The following is a 17,174-nucleotide window of genomic DNA, read 5'->3' on the forward strand; positions in this document are numbered from 1 at the left end:
TTCTATTTGTCGGTTCCTTATTTCTATGTAAAAGGAATAGAAGAAATACACTAAAAAGACATCACTTTTCATTCAAAAAAAGGTTAGTGTTTTACAACTATTTTCTGATTAAAAGATTTTCCTTCAGCTTCACCTTTGATGTAATAAATACCATTTGGTAATGTAGAAACATCAAAACTTGTTGCTTTGCCATAGTCTTTAATTACTACACCAGCACTGTTAATTAGATGCATGCTATCCACAACTTTATTTATTTGGAAGCTTAATTTTGCGGGGTTAGGATAAATTATCATTTCTTGGGGTAATCCACCTTCAACAGATGTAATTTCAGCTTCAATTAGCTTTGCATAAAGGGTATAGTCTTGAGGTAATGCTGTTTCTATTACCTCAATTTTACTGTTTTCTTGGAAATCTGATGTTGTAAACCAACCTTCAAATGTATAGTTTTCTTTATCTACACCTACCAATGTGATGTTTTCATCATTAATAGTAAATGACGTAACCCCTGTATAGCTATCATCCACTCCGTTGTATGAAATTGTAAATTCTTGGAGTGTCCATTTTGCATAAACAGAAAGATTACCCGTACTACCTTTTGGTAGAGAAGTAATAGGTTGCGTTAATTCTGCATCGGTAAACCAACCGGCAAAAGTATAGCCTAAACTATCTGCAGCTGTTAAAGTAATTTCTTCTTCAATAGTATAAAATAATGGATTATTCTGTTCAGTACCATTATGGTAGGTAATTTCATAGTTAATTGGATTCCATTTTGCATATACATTTAATTCTCCGAAACTACCTTTGGGAATTGACAAAATTGATTGCGTTAGTTCTGTGTCTGTAAACCAGCCTTCAAATGTGTATCCTAACTTATTAGTTTCAATTAAAGTAATTTCTTCATTTTCTATAGTATATTCTCTAGGGTTAGTATGTGTTCCTTCATTAAGGTAATTAATGGTATAGTCTATAATTGTTTCCTTACCATACAATGTAGTATCTCCAAATGATCCGATTGTAATTTCTGAAACTAAAGTATCATAATTGATAGATGTAAACCATTCTACTTTATAACCATCTCTGTCACCTTCATTTGACAACTCTATTGTAGGAGTTTCTATTGTATATTCTGAAGGGTTATTATGTGCTGTAAATCCCCCTTCATAAGTTAACGTGTAATTTGATGGTGTCCATTTCCCATAAATTGTTTTTCCTTCGACATTTTCTAAAGTAATTTCTACTGGTGTTTGATATGTGATATCAGTGTACCAACCTTCAAAAGGTTCATAGCCTTTTGCACTTAAATTATTAAAAATATCGGCTCCAAAAGTAGTTAGGTTAGATGGAAATTTAATTGATTCAATATTCTTATTTCCTAAAAATGCAAATCCCTTCAAATCATCTACAGATTCAGGTATAACTAGTTGACCTGAAATCGAGTTTTCAAAAAAAGCATATCCACCTATTAATGTAAGAGTCTCAGGTAATTTTAATTCTCCTGATATCGAATTACCATAAAATGCACCATCACCAATTTTTGTTAAACTACTAGGTAATATTAATTCTCCTGATATCAAATTATCATAAAATGCAGAACCTTCAATAACTGTTATAGTCTCAGGTAATTTTAATTCTCCTGATATCAAATTACCATAAAAAGTAGCAGCTTTAATTATTGTCAAACTACTTGGTAGTTTCAATTCTCCTGATATTAAATTATTTGAAAAAGCCGCAATTCCAATTGAGTTTAAAGTTTCAGGAAGCTCTAAATGTCCAGAAATAAAATTTGTAAGAAATGCTCTATTACCTATTATTTGTAAAGAACTAGGTAATTTTAATTCTCCTGATATTAAATTCTCTCTAAATGATTCATTTCCAATCTCTATCATACTATTAGGAAAAATAACTGATGTTATTCCTTTATTCTGAAACACACCATTTGGGTTTTCCTTATCAGCAATTCCTAAAACAGTCTGCCCGTCTAACACTTCAGGAATAATAATATCTCCACCAGCAGTATATGTTGTAGATTGAATATAACCATTTTCATCTACCACTACATCGTCATCAGTTAAAGTATACTGGCTATACGAGAGCGTAGGAATTAGTAGACTTAGCCATAAAAGCCAAGACATAGTTAAGCTTGTTTTCATAATGAATGTTGAAATTTTAATTAATTTTTATTGTTTGTTTTTGCTATGTATGACATATTAAAGCATTTGCTTTTTTCAGTTTATACATTGGTTTTAATAAGCCCACGACTTAAGTCATGGGCTAATGAGAATATCTTAATGAATTGATGCTCATCCTTAATAGCCTATCTCTCTATTTGTCGGTTCCTTATTTCTATGTAAAAGGAATAGAAGAAATACACTAAGAAGACATCACTTTTCATTCAAAAAAGATTAGTGTTTTACAACTATTTTCTGATTAAAAGACTTTCCTTCAGCTTCACCTTTGATGTAATAAATACCATTTGGTAATGTAGAAACATCAAAACTTGTTGCTTTGCCATAGTCTTTAACTACTACACCAGCACTGTTAATTAGAAGTATGCTATCCACTACTTTATTTATTTGGAAGCTTGCTTTTACGGGGATAGGGTAAACTATGATTTCCTGGAGTAATCCACCTTCAACAGATGTAATTTCAGCCTCAATTAGCTTTGCATAAAGAGTATAGTCTTGAGGTAATGCTGTTTCTATTACTTCAATTTTACTGTTTTCTTGGAAATCGGATGTTGTAAACCAACCTTCAAATGTATAGTTTTCTTTATCTACACCTACCAATGTGATGTTTTCATCATTAATAGTAAATGATGTAACCCCTGTATAACTATCATCCACTCCGTTGTATGAAATTGTAAATTCTTGAAGTGTCCATTTTGCATAAACAGAGAGGTTACCCGTACTACCTTTTGGTAGAGAAGTAATAGGTTGCGTTAATTCTGCATCGGTAAACCAACCGGCAAAAGTATAGCCTAAACTGTCTGCAGCTGTTAAAGTAATTTCTTCTTCAATAGTATAAGATGATGGATTACTCTGTTCAGTACCATTATGGTAGGTAATTTCATAGTTAATTGGATTCCACTTTGCATATACATTTAATTCTCCGAAACTACCTTTGGGAATTAACGAAATTGATTGCGATAATTCTGCATCGGTAAACCAACCGGCAAAAGTATAGCCTAAACTATCTGTTGGATTTTTAAATATGATTGTTTCACTTTCTATAGTATAAGTAAAAGGATTAGTATGTGTTCCTTCGTTAGGATAATTAATGTCATACTCTATTATTGCCTCTTTACCATACAAAGTCCTATCTCCGAATGACCCAAGTGTAATTTCTGAAACCATGTTATCATAATTAGTAGATGAAAACCATTCTACTTTATAACCATCTCTATCGCCTTTAGTTGATAATTCTATAGTAGGAGTTTCTACATTATAGTTAAGTGGATTATTATGAATAATAAATCCGCCCTCGTACATTAAAGCATATTCAATAATTTCCCATTTCCCATAAATTGTTTGTCCTTTGACATTTTCTAAAGTAAGCTCTACTGGTGTTTCGTAAGTAATATCAGTGTACCAACCTTCAAAAGGTTCATAGCCCTCGGCACTTAAATCTTTAAATACATTGGTTCCAAAAGTAGTTAGGTTAGATGGGAATTTAATTGAAGTAATATGAAAATTACTAAAAAAAGTATAATCGTTAATTTCAGTTAAACTAGATGGAAGAACTAATTCACCTGATATATTATTACGAGAAAAAGCACTAGAACCAATTGAAATTAAACTTTCAGGAAAAATCACACTTGAAATATTATTACGAGAAAAAGCACTAGAACCAATTGAAATTAAACTTTCAGGAAAAATTACACTTGAAATATTATTATGAGAAAAAGCACTAAAACCAATTGAAATTAAACTTTCAGGAAAAATTACACTTGAAATATTATTATCATAAAAAGCATAAGATCCAATTTCAGTTAAACCGAATGGAAGAACTAATTCACCTGATATATCATTAAAAGCAAAAGCATAAGATCCAATTTCAGTTAAACTTTCAGGGAAAATTACACTTGAAATATTATTATCATAAAAAGCATAAGCTCCAATTTCAGTTAAACCGAATGGAAGAACTAATTCACCTGATATATCATTACGAAAAAAAGCTCTAGAACCAATTGAAATTAAACTTTCAGGAAAAATTACACTTGAAATATTATTATCATAAAAAGCATAAGCTCCAATTTCAGTTAAACCGGATGGAAAAATTACTGATGTTATTCCTTTTTCCTGAAACACTCCATTTGGGTACTCTTTATCAGCAATTCCCAAAACAGTCTGCCCGTCTAACACCTCAGGGATAATAATATCTCCACCAGCAGTATATGTTGTAGATTGAATATAACCATTTTCATCTACCACTACATCGTCATCAGTTAAAGTATACTGGCTATACGAGAGCGTAGGAATTAGTAGACTTAGCCATAAAAGCCAAGACATAGTTAAGCTTGTTTTCATAATGAATGTTGAAATTTTAATTAATTTTTATTGTTTGTTTTTGCTATATATAACGTTTTAACAACGTTGTTTTTTTTATATGATTGAGAAATTTCTGTACTATAAAAAGTATGTATATCATTGGGACACACTGAGGAATTTATACCTGAAATAGTAATAAATTGTTCATAATTAGAATTATGAACTAAACTATTGGATTTACCATAAGTCTAATAAACACAGATTGGATTAGTTTTCTTTATAAAATTATTTATATAAGAATTATCTAGGTTAGCCCTAAAAATTGATGTTCTTATTTTTATCAGTATTAGTTTAGTATTAAAAGTAAAGTACAAAAAGATATGCTCTTGCTGTAGATACTTTTTCTAAGTAATAGTTAAGTTTACTTTCATTAATAGTTATTGAAATTTTAGTCTTTTTTTTTGCTTGCATGTACTTTGTAAATCGTCAATTATGTACGACGCTACAATTTAATTGTTAGAATTTGGTTTCTTACTTTCTATATTTATATCTCAGATATCTTCTACCTGATATAAATAAGCATGTAAGAAATATGAGTTAAAGGTAATAATTTTTATTTTAAATATTAAGATTTTTCTAATGATTTTGAACTACTTAAGTAATAAATGAGATTTTTTATTTTTATATAACTGAGATACTAATATTTTTTACCTCACCCATAGTATTAACATAATAAAATTTACTTATGCATTCCTAATGTAATAATGAAGAGCCTATTTTGAAGAGACTGATTAGTTATCTTGAAGTCTAAAAAATCTTACTCCCTACCCACAAATTACCTTCTCTCCACTCCTGGTTTTGAACCATATTTATGATAAATCTCAAAGGCATCGTCTATACAAGAGGGCATCCATTCCCAAGGATTACGTCTTGTTGCAAAATATTTCATCTTTTTAAGATTACAGATGGAAGCAGGAAGAGTTGTTAAGTGGTTATATTCTACATGAAAACTAAAAATCTCTGTACAATTACCTATTTCTGATGGAATAGATGTTAGTTTATTGTCATCAAGGTATAAAGTACTAAGTTTTGTAAGATTACCAATCTCACTGGAAAGAGATATAAGTTTATTACTCTCTAAGTTTAGATATTCTATTTGATTGCATTTCCAAACAAAATCTGGTACAGTTTGCAAATCCATTTCAGATAATGTAATATTTATCAAAGAATCAATTAACCAAAGGCTATCTGGAAAGGATTTTAAATTAACACACCCTTTCAAATGTAAATTCCTTAATTTAGATAGTTTTTTTATTGAGAAGGGAAGTGCGTTGAGGTTAGGATTACCGCTTATTGACAAACCTCTTAATTGATGTAAATTACCAATGTTTTTAGGTAATGTTTTAATTAAATTATCTGCTATAGTAAACACTTCTAAAGTTGTTATAGAACAAATTTCAGCAGGAACTTTTTTTATCTTATTCTGAGATAAAGATAACTTCTTAAGCTTATCTAGTTTATTGATATCCTTTGGTATAGAAGTAATTTCATTATTATTTAACAATAAATATTCTAGCTTATGAAAATTAAGGAAGAAAGGGGGGATTTCAGTGAGATTACAGTTATAAACCTCTAAATATTCTAAGTTTTTGATTTCTTTCAATAAAGATATATTATCATTCAATTTTGGAAATTTTGAAAAACTTATGACATCTATAGAATCCATTTTTTTATTTATATCATTGTACCAATCATCTAAATTATCACTATAACCTCTAAAATGTATCCAATACATATCCCTCTCGTCTAACCCAAATGTTGAATCTGGATACTTTTTCTTTATAAATTCGAGAAATGGTGTCGTTTTCTCATCTTCAGCTGATATATAACTACAAGATGAAAATATCAATAAACTAATTAAAACTATTATTCTATTTCCAATAATCTGACGCATAACTTCTAAATCTATGAATGACACCTTCTCTTTTCTCATTGTTTATTAGTTTTTAGCTGAGTATAAAAAAACATACTATCTACACACGAATTACCTTCTCTCCACTCCTGGTTTTGAACCATTTTTATGATAAATTTCAAAGGCATCGTCTATACAAGAGGGCATCCATTCCCAGGGATTACGCCTTGTTGCAAAATATTTCATCTTTTTGAGATTACAGATGGAAGCAGGAAGAGTTGTTAGGTGGTTATATTCTACATGAAAACTAAAGATCTCTGTACAATTACCTATTTCCGATGGAAGCGATGTTAGCTTATTGTCGTCCAATTCTAATTTCTCTAAATTAATTAGATTACCTATACTTGGTGAAATAGATGTGAGTTGATTACTGCTAAGACGTAAAATTTTTATTTGATCGCACTTCCATACAAAATCTGGAACTTTGGTTAATTCCATTTCAGAGAGTGTTATCTTTATTAAAGAATCAATTAACCAAAGGCTATCAGGAAAGGATTTTAAATTAACACACCCTTTCAAATGTAAATTCCTTAATTTAGATAGCTTTTTTATTGAGGAGGGAAGTGCGTTGAGGTTAGGATTACCGCTTATTGATAAACCTCTTAATTGATGTAAATTACCAATGTTTTTTGGTAATGTTTTAATTAAATTATCTGCTATAGAAAATACTTCTAAAGTAGTTATAGAACAAATTTCAGCAGGAACTTTTTTTATCTTATTCTGATATAAAGATAACTTCTTAAGCTTATCTAGTTTATTGATATCCTTTGGTATAGAAGTAATTTCATTATTATTTAACAATAAATATTCTAGCTTATCAAAATTAAGGAAGAAAGGGGGAATTTCATCTAATTTACTTTCAATAATCTGTAATTTGGATAGATTCTTAAATTTTTTCAAGTGAATTAAATCTTGAGAAATATTTTCATAATAAATAAAAGTAAAACTAGAAATTGAATCTTCTTTATTTCTAAAAATAGAATACCACTCTTCTAAAGAGTCTCCTCTATTACCCCAAAAAGAAACCCAATACATTCCTTCATCATTTATACCAAAATCTGATTTAGGAAAATTCTTCTTCAATTCTTTCAAAAAAGGTGTTTCTCTATCCTCTTCTGCTGAAAAAATATTACAAGCAGAGAGTATCAATAAACTAATTAAGAGTATTATTCTATTTCCAATAATCTGACGCATAACTTCTAAGTCTATGAATGACACCTTCTCTTTTCTCATTGTTTATTAGTTTTTAGCTGAGTATAAAAAAACATACTATCTACACACAAATTACCTTCTCTCCACTCCTGGTTTTGAACCATTTTTATGATAAATCTCAAATGCATCATCTATACAAGAGGGCATCCATTCCCAGGGATTACGCCTTGTTACAAAATATTTCATCTTTTTGAGATTACAGATGGAAGCAGGAAGAGTTGTTAAGTGGTTATATTCAACTTGAAAAATAAAGATCTCTGTACAATTACCTATTTCTGATGGAATTGATGTTAGTTTATTGTCATCAAGATATAAAGTTCTAAGTTTTGTAAGATTACCAATCTCACTGGAAAGAGATATAAGTTTATTACTCTCTAAGTTTAGATATTCTATTTGATTGCATTTCCAAACAAAATCTGGTACAGTTTGTAAATCCATTTCAGATAACGTAATATTTTTCAAAGAATCAATTAACCAAAGGCTATCTGGAAAAGATTTTAAATTTAAACACCCATTCAAATGTAAACTCCTTAATTTAGATAGCTTTTTTATTGAGGAGGGAAGTGCGTTGAGATTAGGATTACCGCTTATTGACAAACCTCTTAATTGATGTAAATTACCAATGTTTTTGGGTAATGTTTTAATTAAATTACCTGCTATCGTAAACTCTTCTAAAGTTGTTATTGAGCAAATTTCAGTAGGTATTTTTTTTATCTTATTCTGAGATAAAGATAACTTCTTAAGCTTATCTAGTTTATTGATATCCTTTGGTATAGAAGTAATTTCATTATTATTTAACAATAAATATTCTAGCTTATCAAAATTAAGGAAGAAAGGGGGGATTTCATCTAATTTACTTTCAATAATCTGTAATTTGGATAGTTTCTTAAATTTTTTCAAGTGAATTAAATCTTGAGAAATATTTTCATAATAAATAAAAGTAAAACTAGAAATTGAATCTTCTTTATTTCTAAAAATAGAATACCACTCTTCTAAAGAGTCTCCTCTATTACCCCAAAAAGAAACCCAATACATTCCTTCATCATTTATACCAAAATCTGATTTAGGAAAATTCTTCTTCAATTCTTTCAAAAAAGGTGTTTCTCTATCCTCTTCTGCTGAAAAAATATTACAAGCAGAGAGTATCAATAAACTAATTAAGAGTATTATTCTATTTCCAATAATCTGACGCATAACTTCTAAATCTATGAATGACACCTTCTCTTTTCTCATTGTTTATTAGTTTTTAGCTGAACATAAAAAAACATACTATCTACACACAAATTACCTTCTCTCCACTCCTGGTTTTGAACCATTTTTATGATAAATCTCAAAGGCATCATCTATACAAGAGGGCATCCATTCCCAGGGATTACGCCTTGTTACAAAATATTTCATCTTTTTGAGATTACAGATGGAAGCAGGAAGAGTTGTTAAGTGGTTATATTCAACTGAAAAGTCATATATATTTGTGCAATTACCTATTTCTGTCGGAAGAGATGTTAGTTCATTATCATCTAAAGATAACGCTTCGAGGTTAATTAGATTACCTATACCTGGTGAAATAGATGTGAGTTGATTACTACTAAGACGTAAAATTTTTATTTGATCGCACTTCCATACAAAATCTGGAACTTTGGTTAATTCCATTTCAGAGAGTGTAATATTTATTAAAGAATTGAGTAACCAAAGGCTATCAGGAAAAGATTTTAAATTAACACACCCATTCAAATTTAAATGCCTTAATTTAGATAGCTTTTTTATTGAGGAAGGAAGTGCGTTGAGGTTAGGATTACCACTTATTGACAAACCTCTTAATTGATGTAAATTACCAATGTTTTTTGGTAATGTTTTAATTAAATTATCTGATATAGTAAACTCTTCTAAAGTTGTTATAGAGCAAATTTCAGCAGGAATTTTTTTTATCTTATTCTGATGTAAATATAATTTCTTAAGCTTATCTAGTTTATTGATATCCTTTGGTATAGAAGTAATTTTGTTATCCTCTAGTAATAAATATTCTAATTTCTCGAAAGTGAGAAAGAAAGGGGGGATTTTGGTGAGATTGCAATTATGAATTCCTAAATAATTTAAATTTTCAAAACTACTTAGACTATCTATCATTATGTCTAAATCTGAAAATTCTTCGAAGACAAGGTAATCTATTGAGTCTCTTTTATGCTTAATATCTGAATACCAATTTATAATGGAATCATTATAGCCTCTAAATTGAATCCAATAATACCCTTTATCTAGACCATAACTAGAATCCGGATATTTACTTGATAATTCTTTCAAAAAAGGTGTTTCTCTACCCTCTTCTGCTGAAAAAATATTACAAGCAGAGAGTATCAATAAACTAATTAAGAGTATTATTCTATTTCCAATAATCTTACGCATAACTTCTAAATCTATGAATGACACCTTCTCTTTTCTCATTGTTTATTAGTTTTTAGCTGAACATAAAAAATCTTACTCCCTACCCACAAATTACCTTCTCTCCACTCCTGGTTTTGAACCATTTTTATGATAAATTTCAAAGGCATCGTCTATACAAGAGGGCATCCATTCCCAGGGATTACGCCTTGTTACAAAATATTTCATCTTTTTGAGATTACAGATGGAAGCAGGAAGAGTTGTTAAGTGGTTATATTCTACATGAAAACTAAAAATCTCTGTACAATTACCTATTTCCGATGGAAGCGATGTTAGCTTATTGTCGTCCAATTCTAATTTCTCTAAATTAATTAGATTACCTATACTTGGTGAAATAGATGTGAGTTGATTACTACTAAGACGTAAAATTTTTATTTGATCGCACTTCCATACAAAATCTGGAACTTTGGTTAATTCCATTTCAGAGAGTGTTATCTTTATTAAAGAATCAATTAACCAAAGGCTATCAGGAAAAGATTTTAAATTAACACACCCTTTCAAATGTAAATTCCTTAATTTAGATAGCTTTTTTATTGAGGAGGGAAGTGCTTTAAGATTAGTATTACGGGTTATTGATAAACCTCTTAATTGATGTAAATTACCAATGTTTTTGGGTAATGTTTTAATTAAATTACCTGCTATCGTAAACTCTTCTAAAGTTGTTATTGAGCAAATTTCAGTAGGTATTTTTTTTATCTTATTCTGAGATAAAGATAACTTCTTAAGCTTATCTAGTTTATTGATATCCTTTGGTATAGAAGTAATTTCATTATTATTTAACAATAAATATTCTAGCTTATCAAAATTAAGGAAGAAAGGGGGGATTTCATCTAATTTACTTTCAATAATCTGTAATTTGGATAGTTTCTTAAATTTTTTCAAGTGAATTAAATCTTGAGAAATATTTTCATAATAAATAAAAGTAAAACTAGAAATTGAATCTTCTTTATTTCTAAAAATAGAATACCACTCTTCTAAAGAGTCTCCTCTATTACCCCAAAAAGAAACCCAATACATTCCTTCATCATTTATACCAAAATCTGATTTAGGAAAATTCTTCTTCAATTCTTTCAAAAAAGGTGTTTCTCTACCCTCTTCTGCTGAAAAAATATTACAAGCAGAGAGTATCAATAAACTAATTAAGAGTATTATTCTATTTCCAATAATCTGACGCATAACTTCTAAATCTATGAATGACACCTTCTCTTTTCTCATTGTTTATTAGTTTTTAGTTGAGTATAAAAAATCTTACTACCTACCCACGAATTACCTTCTCTCCACTCCTGGTTTTGAACCATTTTTATGATAAATCTCAAAGGCATCGTCTATACAAGAGGGCATCCATTCCCAGGGATTACGCCTTGTTACAAAATATTTCATCTTTTTAAGATTACAGATGGAAGCAGGAAGAGTTGTTAAGTGGTTATATTCTACATGAAAACTAAAGATCTCTGTACAATTACCTATTTCCGATGGAAGCGATGTTAGCTTATTGTCGTCCAATTCTAATTTCTCTAAATTAATTAAATTACCTATACTTGGTGAAATAGATGTGAGTTGATTACTGCTAAGACGTAAAATTTTTATTTGATCACATTTCCATACAAAATCTGGAACTTTGGTTAATTCCATTTCAGAGAGTGTTATCTTTATTAAAGAATTGAGTAACCAAAGACTATCAGGAAAAGATTTTAAATTTACACACCCTTTCAAACGTAAATTCCTTAATTTAGATAGCTTTTTTATTGAGGAGGGAAGTGCGTTGAGGTTAGGATTACCGCTTATTGACAAACCTCTTAATTGATGTAAATTACCAATGTTTTTTGGTAATGTTTTAATTAAATTATCTGATATAGTAAACTCTTCTAAAGTTGTTATAGAACAAATTTCAGCAGGAACTTTTTTTATCTTATTCTGATGTAAATATAATTTCTTAAGCTTATCTAGTTTATTGATATCCTTTGGTATAGAAGTAATTTTGTTATTATATAGTAGTAAAAATTCTAATTTTTTAAAATTGAGTATTGGAGAAGGGATTTCTATCAAATCACAATCAACAATACTTAATGTTTCTAAACTATCAAATTGACATATCAAATTAATAGATTTTATTATATCTGGATATTTTCTAAACTTAATGTAATCAATTGAATCTCTTTTACTTTTTAAATCTTTAAACCAATTGTCTAATTGATCTTTATGACCTAAAAATGCAAACCAATACATACCGTCTTCATCTATCCCAGCATATGAATTTGGATATTTAGCTTTTATTTCTTCTAAGAATGGAGTCGTTCTCTCATCTTCAGCTGATATATAACTACAAGATGAAAATATCAATACACTAATTAAAACTATTATTCTATTTCCAATAATCTGACGCATAACTTCTAAATCTATGAATGACACCTTCTCTTTTCTCATTGTTTATTAGTTTTTAGCTGAGTATAAAAAAACATACTATCTACACACGAATTACCTTCTCTCCACTCCTGGTTTTGAACCATATTTATGATAAATCTCAAAGGCATCGTCTATACAAGAGGGCATCCATTCCCAGGGATTACGCCTTGTTGCAAAATATTTCATCTTTTTGAGATTACAGATAGAAGCAGGAAGAGTTGTTAAGTGGTTATATTCTACATGAAAACTAAAAATCTCTGTACAATTACCTATTTCTGATGGAATTGATGTTAGTTTATTGTCATCAAGGTATAAAGTACTAAGTTTTGTAAGATTACCAATCTCACTGGAAAGAGATATAAGTTTATTACTCTCTAAGTTTAGATATTCTATTTGATTGCATTTCCAAACAAAATCTGGTACAGTTTGCAAATCCATTTCAGATAACGTAATATTTATCAAAGAATCAATTAACCAAAGGCTATCTGGAAAGGATTTTAAATTAACACACCCTTTCAAATGTAAATTCCTTAATCTAGATAGTTTTTTTATTGAGGAGGGAAGTGCGTTGAGGTTAGGATTACCGCTTATTGACAAACCTCTTAATTGATGTAAATTACCAATGTTTTTAGGTAATGTTTTAATTAAATTATCTGCTATAGTAAACACTTCTAAAGTTGTTATAGAACAAATTTCAGCAGGAACTTTTTTTATCTTATTCTGAGATAAAGATAACTTCTTAAGCTTATCTAGTTTATTGATATCCTTTGGTATAGAAGTAATTTTGTTATTATATAGCAGTAAAAATTCTAATTTTTTAAAGTTGAGTATTGGAGAAGGGATTTCTATCAAATCACAATCAACAATACTTAATGTTTCTAAACTATCAAATTGACATATCAAATTAATAGACTTTATTATATCTGGATATTTTCTAAACTTAATGTAATCAATTGAATCTCTTTTACTTTTTAAATCTTTAAACCAATTGTCTAAATGGTCTTTATGACCTAAAAATGCGAACCAATACATATCGTCTTCATCTATTCCAGCATATGAATTTGGATATTTAGCTTTTATTTCTTCTAAGAATGGAGTCGTTTTCTCCTCTTCTGCTGAAAAAATATTACAAGTAGAGAGTATCAATAAACTAATTAAGAGTATTATTCTATTTCCAATAATCTGACGCATAACTTCTAAATCTATGAATGACACCTTCTCTTTTCTCATTGTTTATTAGTTTTTAGTTGAGTATAAAAAATCTTACTATCTACCCACGAATTACCTTCTCTCCACTCCTGGTTTTGAACCATTTTTATGATAAATCTCAAAGGCATCATCTATACAAGAGGGCATCCATTCCCAAGGATTACGCCTTGTTACAAAATATTTCATCTTTTTGAGATTACAGATGGAAGCAGGAAGAGTTGTTAAGTGGTTATATTCTACATGAAAACTAAAAATCTCTGTACAATTACCTATTTCCGATGGAAGCGATGTTAGCTTATTGTCGTCCAATTCTAATTTCTCTAAATTAATTAAATTACCTATACTTGGTGAAATAGATGTGAGTTGATTACTGCTAAGACGTAAAATTTTTATTTGATCACATTTCCATACAAAATCTGGAACTTTGGTTAATTCCATTTCAGAGAGTGTTATCTTTATTAAAGAATCAATTAACCAAAGGCTATCAGGAAAAGATTTTAAATTAACACACCCTTTCAAATGTAAATTCCTTAATTTAGATAGCTTTTTTATTGAGGAGGGAAGTGCTTTAAGGTTAGTATTACGGGTTATTGATAAACCTCTTAATTGATGTAAATTACCAATGTTTTTGGGTAATGTTTTAATTAAATTACCTGCTATCGTAAACTCTTCTAAAGTTGTTATAGAACAAATTTCAGCAGGAACTTTTTTTATCTTATTCTGAGATAAAGATAACTTTTTAAGCTTATCTAGTTTATTAATATCCTTTGGTATAGAAGTAATTTCATTATTATTTAACAATAAATATTCTAGCTTATGAAAATTAAGGAAGAAAGGGGGGATTTCAGTGAGATTACAGTTATAAACCTCTAAATATTCTAAGTTTTTGATTTCTTTCAATAAAGATATATTATCATTCAATTTTGGAAATTTTGAAAAACTTATGACATCTATAGAATCCATTTTTTTATTTATATCATTGTACCAATCATCTAAATTATCACTATAACCTCTAAAATGTATCCAATACATATCCCTCTCGTCTAACCCAAATGTTGAATCTGGATACTTTTTCTTTATAAATTCGAGAAATGGTGTCGTTTTCTCATCTTCAGCTGATATATAACTACAAGATGAAAATATCAATAAACTAATTAAGAGTATTATTCTATTTCCAATAATCTGATGCATAACTTCTGTTTTCTAAATAATTTTTAAATAGTACTAATTCTTCAAATTCAGAGCCTGTAATTATTAAGATATTCTGGCTATTAATATTCTTAAACCTACTCTTACCTAGTCTGCTAAAAACTTGCTCTTTTGTTTTACCAAAATGCCTATGGATGTCAAATCCCATAATTTTATCGGGAACATCTTCATCATCATTTAACTTCACCCATTCTTTATTAAACTGTTCTTGGAACTTATTTTTTATTCCTTTAATGGCAGATGAATGTTTATTTTTAAAAAGTTCCCAGTCAGTACAACTGTACGTAGAATCTTCGTTCTTTTGTAATGCTTCTAATCTTTCTAGAATCAATGCATCATGTTCTTTGTAAGAATCTTTATCATTTAAACGTTCCAATTTCGTCTGCTTCAAATAAGTAGTTAAACTTTTTTGGAATGAAGTATCTCTTGCTTCCCACATCATCTGATTGTATACAGTACTGATATAACTAAGGGTATCTTCCATTACAATTTCTGCAAAAGCTACCTTATTTGTGGCAGTAATGCTTACACTCATCTTTTTACCTTTACTTGTGGCACTACTATTTTTCTGAGTGGACATTGACGCCTCATTGTTAAACCAAAATCTTAAATACTGAATATGATAGTTTTCACCCTCTTGATATGCATTTACTTCTACAGTAATACTTTGTTTATAATCTAAAATTCTTTCTATTCCACCTTCACTCGCATTCTTTTTATGATATACTGTAGCAACTATTGTTCTACCTAATTCATTTTCAAGAGCCGAAAGGCTAGAAAGGCCACCTTTAATTGAGCTAAATGCTTTGACTATACTTTCCTTATGGGATGTAAAATTATCTACTAAACTACTTCCTGATATTTTACCATCAGTAGATTTTATTTCTGTAATAGGTAACTGAATTTGAAAGTTTAAATAGTCACCATTATTATCTTTATTTGCATCATTCATCACTTTTGTCAACTCCAAAGTTGCACTAACACTTAAATCGTTAGATAAAGGAACGTCTAAACTAACTGATGTTGCTTGCTCAAAAATAGTATCTGTATGATGATCGTTGCTTGCTTTTATAAATTCTAAGTCAGGACTATAAGTTTCTAAACTTTGCTCTGTACCAACTTTATTAATTCCATTTCTCTTAACACGAGATATTGTTGTTTTTTTATACTCTCCATGTACACCCAATTTTTCATCTAAACCTACTTCTGCATTGGCATTTAAAGCATGATAAACTTTCGATACAGAAGTATATCCTTTACTTAAAGCTTTCTTATTTGTTTTCCAATAGCTAGATTTATCATCAAGTCCATATTCTTTAGGATCCAAATCCGATTTATCCAAAACTACTCTAAACGTATTATGAAAATGAGCAAGAAAATGATCTATTGATTCATAACTTCCATTAAGTTGATCAAATGTATTTAAAGACCCCCCTCCTTTTATACCTATATCTGCATTTAAAATACCTACATCTATACCACCAGACCCTCCTAGTTTCCAATTCACTGATGTCGTAAAACGTCTATCATCTGTAACACTCCCAGAAAGTCCCATTCCACCGTTAAGTGAAACTGTGAAGATTAAACTAACTCTTGAAGTTAAATTAATTGCAAAATCAATTTTTGATTCTGATAGTGATAAATTATTTTTTTCTCCTGGAAAAAGAGAATGCATTTTATTGGCTAGTAAAAGAGGTGAATACCTTTCTACCCCTGTGGCAGGTGATAACTCGGTAGCATTAACTCTTTTCTTTGTTATTTTCTTTTCAAGTGGTGTTACATTTTTACACTCTTCATAAGCAAAACCAAAAGCAGTTGCTTCGCTTCCATAATAAAAGTGTGCAAATATAGTCGCCGTAGAATCGATAGGAGTATAAGAAGCTATCTCCTTGTGAAGTAACGATGCGTTCCCCAAAGAAATTAGGTCTCTGTTAGTTACTGTTGTGTCTGCAAAAAAGGAGTTATTCACAAATAGAAGATATTCAATATTCAAATTAAATTTCTTCGCAATATCTGTAATTTTTTCACCTTCGTCTTTAGCATAAAACACAGTATTCCCATTATAATAACAAAACCCCTTATGGTAATAATTATCATACACAGGACCATCACTTTTTAAGGCTTGGTCTATATCTAAACCCTCTAGTCCCGTATTAATAGATGCAAAATCTATATGAAAATCTTCTTCTTCTTCAAAATCTAAGAAGTTAGTTTTATTTTTACTCATTGTTTAATAGTTTTTAGCT

The 17,174-nt window shown here is 29.3% G+C and carries 11 protein-coding genes; all 11 read right to left on the reverse strand.

Annotation, left to right across the window (positions count from 1 at the left end):
* Positions 1-83 precede the first annotated feature (83 nt).
* Positions 84-2,150 carry a leucine-rich repeat protein gene (locus KM029_RS05665; RefSeq protein ID WP_144072340.1) on the reverse strand — a complete coding sequence of 689 codons (2,067 nt, stop codon included), beginning with the start codon at positions 2,148-2,150 and terminating at the stop codon, positions 84-86.
* 252 nt (positions 2,151-2,402) lie between these two features.
* Positions 2,403-4,526, reverse strand: a complete 2,124-nt coding sequence (locus KM029_RS05670; RefSeq protein WP_144072341.1) for a leucine-rich repeat protein — start codon at positions 4,524-4,526, stop codon at positions 2,403-2,405.
* 796 nt (positions 4,527-5,322) lie between these two features.
* On the reverse strand, positions 5,323-6,480 hold the full coding sequence (locus KM029_RS05675) for a leucine-rich repeat domain-containing protein (RefSeq protein WP_144072342.1): 1,158 nt from the start codon (positions 6,478-6,480) through the stop codon (positions 5,323-5,325).
* Between the two features lie 51 nt (positions 6,481-6,531).
* Complete coding sequence (locus KM029_RS05680; RefSeq protein ID WP_144072343.1) at positions 6,532-7,692, reverse strand: leucine-rich repeat domain-containing protein; 1,161 nt, start codon at positions 7,690-7,692, stop codon at positions 6,532-6,534.
* Positions 7,693-7,743: 51 nt separating this feature from the next.
* Positions 7,744-8,904, reverse strand: a complete 1,161-nt coding sequence (locus tag KM029_RS05685) for a leucine-rich repeat domain-containing protein (RefSeq protein ID WP_215586353.1) — start codon at positions 8,902-8,904, stop codon at positions 7,744-7,746.
* Between the two features lie 51 nt (positions 8,905-8,955).
* Entirely contained in the window at positions 8,956-10,110 is a 1,155-nt protein-coding gene (locus KM029_RS05690) for a leucine-rich repeat domain-containing protein (protein ID WP_144072346.1), read from the reverse strand.
* 51 nt (positions 10,111-10,161) lie between these two features.
* Positions 10,162-11,322: a leucine-rich repeat domain-containing protein gene (locus KM029_RS05695; RefSeq protein ID WP_144072347.1), complete on the reverse strand. Its 1,161-nt coding sequence runs from the start codon at positions 11,320-11,322 to the stop codon at positions 10,162-10,164.
* Between the two features lie 51 nt (positions 11,323-11,373).
* Positions 11,374-12,531 (reverse strand): leucine-rich repeat domain-containing protein, encoded by a 1,158-nt coding sequence (locus tag KM029_RS05700; protein ID WP_144072348.1) that lies wholly within the window; start codon positions 12,529-12,531, stop codon positions 11,374-11,376.
* A gap of 51 nt (positions 12,532-12,582) precedes the next feature.
* Complete coding sequence (locus KM029_RS05705) at positions 12,583-13,740, reverse strand: leucine-rich repeat domain-containing protein (RefSeq protein ID WP_144072349.1); 1,158 nt, start codon at positions 13,738-13,740, stop codon at positions 12,583-12,585.
* 51 nt (positions 13,741-13,791) lie between these two features.
* The gene (locus tag KM029_RS05710) at positions 13,792-14,910 is read right to left on the reverse strand and encodes a leucine-rich repeat domain-containing protein (RefSeq protein WP_144072350.1); all 1,119 of its coding nucleotides are present in this window, start codon (positions 14,908-14,910) and stop codon (positions 13,792-13,794) included.
* Positions 14,888-17,155 carry a hypothetical protein gene (locus KM029_RS05715; protein ID WP_144072351.1) on the reverse strand — a complete coding sequence of 756 codons (2,268 nt, stop codon included), beginning with the start codon at positions 17,153-17,155 and terminating at the stop codon, positions 14,888-14,890. Before KM029_RS05715 ends, KM029_RS05710 begins: the two co-directional genes overlap by 23 nt.
* Positions 17,156-17,174 lie beyond the last annotated feature (19 nt).

The sequence above is a fragment of the Flammeovirga kamogawensis genome, from assembly GCF_018736065.1.
Classification (GTDB): Bacteria; Bacteroidota; Bacteroidia; order Cytophagales; family Flammeovirgaceae; genus Flammeovirga; species Flammeovirga kamogawensis.

Bases quoted from the DNA above. Each gene is read 5' to 3' on its own strand.
- KM029_RS05665 (WP_144072340.1), bottom strand. From the start codon at position 2,150: ATGAAAACAAGCTTAACTATGTCTTGGCTTTTATGGCTAAGTCTACTA.
- KM029_RS05670 (WP_144072341.1), bottom strand. From the start codon at position 4,526: ATGAAAACAAGCTTAACTATGTCTTGGCTTTTATGGCTAAGTCTACTA.
- KM029_RS05675 (WP_144072342.1), bottom strand. From the start codon at position 6,480: ATGAGAAAAGAGAAGGTGTCATTCATAGATTTAGAAGTTATGCGTCAG.
- KM029_RS05680 (WP_144072343.1), bottom strand. From the start codon at position 7,692: ATGAGAAAAGAGAAGGTGTCATTCATAGACTTAGAAGTTATGCGTCAG.
- KM029_RS05685 (WP_215586353.1), bottom strand. From the start codon at position 8,904: ATGAGAAAAGAGAAGGTGTCATTCATAGATTTAGAAGTTATGCGTCAG.
- KM029_RS05690 (WP_144072346.1), bottom strand. From the start codon at position 10,110: ATGAGAAAAGAGAAGGTGTCATTCATAGATTTAGAAGTTATGCGTAAG.
- KM029_RS05695 (WP_144072347.1), bottom strand. From the start codon at position 11,322: ATGAGAAAAGAGAAGGTGTCATTCATAGATTTAGAAGTTATGCGTCAG.
- KM029_RS05700 (WP_144072348.1), bottom strand. From the start codon at position 12,531: ATGAGAAAAGAGAAGGTGTCATTCATAGATTTAGAAGTTATGCGTCAG.
- KM029_RS05705 (WP_144072349.1), bottom strand. From the start codon at position 13,740: ATGAGAAAAGAGAAGGTGTCATTCATAGATTTAGAAGTTATGCGTCAG.
- KM029_RS05710 (WP_144072350.1), bottom strand. From the start codon at position 14,910: ATGCATCAGATTATTGGAAATAGAATAATACTCTTAATTAGTTTATTG.
- KM029_RS05715 (WP_144072351.1), bottom strand. From the start codon at position 17,155: ATGAGTAAAAATAAAACTAACTTCTTAGATTTTGAAGAAGAAGAAGAT.